The sequence below is a fragment of the Anoxybacillus sp. genome, from assembly GCF_036834105.1.
Taxonomy (GTDB): Bacteria; Bacillota; Bacilli; order Bacillales; family Anoxybacillaceae; genus Anoxybacillus.
Genome location: NZ_DAITON010000168.1, coordinates 1 through 3973 on the forward strand (window position 1 = coordinate 1; position 3973 = coordinate 3973).

The following is a 3973-nucleotide window of genomic DNA, read 5'->3' on the forward strand; positions in this document are numbered from 1 at the left end:
CAATCAAAAAAGCCCTTATGCAAGTCCTATTGACAGGCAAAGTCCGTGTCAAAGTCGATGATGAGGTGATGTCACAGTGACCGCCGCAAGTGAATGGAATGAGTTAAACCTCGTGGAAAAACGTTTGATAAATCAGCTTCAAGAGTTGGGCTATGAACATATAACCGGCTCAGCTCTTGAGTTTGAACGTGAGTCGTTGAGTGAGGTAATTTTAAAAGAACGTTTAAAGAAAGCAATTCAGCGGTTAAATCCATGGATTGATGAGGATAACCTGGCGCGTATTATTTACAACATTACTCATATTGAAGCAACAGGTCTCATGCAAGCGAATGAAAAGTTCCATGAAATGCTTGTGAACTACATTTCGATTCAACAAGACTTAGGAAAAGGGAAAAAGAATCAGACTGTTAAACTCATTGATTTTGATCACCCTTATAACAACGAATTTCTTGTTGTTGATCAATTCCGTATTCAAGATGCAAGAGGGACGATTCGCCCTGATCTCGTTATCTTTGTTAACGGATTACCTTTAGTCGTCGTCGAATGTAAAAGCCCAACATTGCAAGAAGATACGCAAATTTCAAAAGCGGTTAATCAATTACGCCGCTATCAAGAGACGCATGAGCAGCTGTTCTACTATAACCAATTTATGATCGCGACAAGCAATTATCGAGCGAAAGCAGGAACGATTGGTGCGAAAGTGCAACATTACGGCGAGTGGAAAGATCCGTATCCAAGAACGGTGCCTGAACTTGGTGACTCCCCGACGAAACAAGACATTTTAGTTGCGGGGATGTTAGCGAAAGAAAACTTACTTGACTTGGTTCAAAACTTCATTGTCTATGAAGTCGACGGCGGACGGGTGATTAAAAAGATTGCCCGTTATCAACAATTCCGTGCTGTCAATAAAGCGATTCATCGCATTTTACATGCAAAAACACCGAAAGACCGCGGCGGAGTGATTTGGCATACACAAGGTTCAGGGAAGTCGCTAACGATGTTATACTTAGCTGTTAAACTTCGCCGAATGAAAGAGTTACAAAACCCGACGATTGTCGTTGTCACCGACCGGAAAGACTTGGATGACCAAATTACAAAAACATTTCGTAAATGCGGTTTCCCGAATCCGCAACAAGCGGAAAGTGTTAAAGACTTAAAAAGGTTATTACAACAAGGCCCTGGTTCTACGATTATGACCCTTGTACAGAAGTTTCAACCAGATAAAGATCAACATGAGTATCCAGAGCTTTCAAGGTCGGAAAATATTTTTGTGTTAGTCGACGAGTCGCACCGTACGCAGTATAAAGGTCTAGCGATGAACATGCGGAAAGGCTTACCGAATGCATGTTATCTAGGCTTTACAGGAACACCGATCGATAAAGAAGATAAAAGTACAACAAGAACGTTTGGTTCTTATATTGACAAATATACGATTGAGCAAGCGGTCGATGATGGAGCAACCGTTCCAATTTTCTATGAAGCACGAATGGTCAACCTTCATTTGCAAGGCGAGTCACTAGATCGCTTATTTGATCGTAAATTTAGTGATTATAGCGAAGAAGACCGTGAGCGTATTAAAAAGAAATATGCAAAGGAAGAAGCAATCTTAGCCGCTCCGAGCCGCATTGAGCAGATTGCTTTAGATATTGTAGAACACTTTGAAAATTATATCTTACCAAACGGCTTTAAAGCGCAAGTGGTGGCGGTGAACCGTGAAGCGGCGGCGATTTATAAACAAAAGCTAGATGAACTCATTAATGGAAAATATGAAACAGCATTAATTATTTCAACAGGACCCGAAGACAAAAACAATGAATTATTAAAAGACTACTCTCTATCCCGTGAGGAAGAAAAACAATTAATTGAACGATTCAAAAAGCCGTTTGAAGAAGACAAACTAGCGATTTTAATTGTTTGTGATAAGCTTCTCACAGGCTTTGACGCACCGATCGAGCAAGTGATGTACTTAGATAAACCGCTAAAAGAGCATAACCTTCTCCAAGCAATTGCCCGTACAAACCGTACATATGAAGGAAAAACGTATGGATTGATTGTGGACTACTTTGGGGTATCAAAATTCTTGGAGAAAGCCCTTGCGATTTTCTCTAAACAAGATATTCAAGGAGCGTTGTTGCCGATTGAAAGCGAGTTGCCAAAGTTAAAACAAGCCCATCGAAAAGCAATGAGCTTTTTTGACTATATCAACCGAAGTGATGCCGATGCATGCGTTCAAGTATTAGAACCTGAAGATGTACGTCATGAGTTTGAAAAAGCGTTTAAAGAGTTTTCAAAACGAATGGATATGATTTTACCGAACCCTGAAGCTTCTCCATATGTAGAAGACTTAAAGTTTTTAGGGAAAGTACGGCAAATGGCAAAAACGTTATATCGTGATGAACAAATGGATATTTCCGAGTGTGGCGAGAAGGTAAAACAATTAATTGCAGAACATTTATACGCGGAGTCTGTAGAAGTCATCCATGAACCGATTGATATTTTGTCCAGTAAGTTTGATGAACGGCTAGAAAAAGCGACATCGAAAGAAGCACAGGCGGCGGAAATGGAACATGCGATTCGTCATGAGATTAAAGTGAAGCTGGAAGAAAACCCTGTATACTACACGTCGTTAAAAGAAAAACTGGAACAATTAATCGAAGCAAGACGGAAAAAAATGATGGATATCGCTGAATTGGTAGAAAAGCTACGCAGCATGGTTAATGATATGCGAAACGTCAACCAACAAGCACAAAACCTCGGCTTTACACGAGAACAATATCCATTTTATCAGCTGTTCCAACAGCTTCTTCCAGACGAAGAACATAAAGATACGATTGATGCGTTGACGCATCTTGTAACGGACATGATTGCCGAGGAAAGTCGAGTCATTGATTGGGTAAACAAAGAAGATGTAAAACGGGAAATGCGGAAGAAAATCAAGAAACAGTTACGGGCAAGTGTTATTCCTAAAGATCAGATAGAAAACATTACACAACAAATTATGTCGTTAGCGATGGTTCATTATAAAAGGTAAAGAGGAGAGTAAAGAGCCTCACTATGTAAGAAGAGGCTCTTTTCCATGTCTATAAAGTTAAGGTTGGACCATTTATCCGCAACCATTCTTTTCTTTGTTCATAGTCTGGTATGATAGATTTAACAAAATGCCAAAAATCATTGGAGTGATCTGGATATTTAAGATGCGCTAATTCATGTACTAGTAAATAGTCGATAATCGGTACAGGCGCCATCATAATTCTCCAGTTTAAGTATATGGCTCCTTCGTTTGTGCATGTTCCCCAGCGCATTTTTTGTTCTTTTAATTTCATTTTCGTAGGGGTTACTCCCATTTTAGGGCAATACATTTTTAAACGTTCTTGTAGTTTCATTTCCCCGTACAGAATATACCAATCTTTGAACGCTTGTTGAAAAAATGAGATTCTTTCTTCTTCTGTTAAATGCGGTGGCACCGTGGCAATAAATTTCCCTTGTTTAAACATAAGAGCCGGCTTTGTCACTTCCTCGCTTTTATATACTTTTAATCGATAATTGCGCCCTAAATAAGCAAATTTCTCTCCGCTTACAAATTCTTTCGGAGCAGGGCAATCAGAAATTTGATTCAACGCCTGCCATTTATCAATAATCCATGGAGCTTTTTTATAAAGGATAGAATGTAAAAGTGTATCCTCTATTCCCACAGGGGCTACGACTTTTACCCCCTCTAACCATTCAACCGATATCGTCACATCCCGCTTTTTCGGCTTATACTCTAATGCATAATCTATCGTTGTCCTGCCATATTGAAAGCTAGGCATATAAATACATACTCCTTTGTTTCTTTAATTGTCTCCCATTTTATCTTTGGGAAAGCAAAAGGTCAATCGGTAAACGATGAATTTAAATGCTTTGCTACATCGGACTGAAGATGATCGCATCATCGACGTACAGTTTGAAAACACCGAACTCACGAAAGAAACAG

General features: G+C 39.5%; 2 protein-coding genes. One reads left to right on the forward strand and one right to left on the reverse strand.

Annotation, left to right across the window (positions count from 1 at the left end):
• Positions 1-76 precede the first annotated feature (76 nt).
• Positions 77-3031: a type I restriction endonuclease subunit R gene (locus V7Z64_RS12200; RefSeq protein ID WP_297990759.1), complete on the forward strand. Its 2955-nt coding sequence runs from the start codon at positions 77-79 to the stop codon at positions 3029-3031.
• 49 nt (positions 3032-3080) lie between these two features.
• On the opposite strand, the gene V7Z64_RS12205 is transcribed toward V7Z64_RS12200, so the two are convergent.
• On the reverse strand, positions 3081-3809 hold the full coding sequence (locus tag V7Z64_RS12205) for a M48 family metallopeptidase (RefSeq protein ID WP_297990760.1): 729 nt from the start codon (positions 3807-3809) through the stop codon (positions 3081-3083).
• Positions 3810-3973 lie beyond the last annotated feature (164 nt).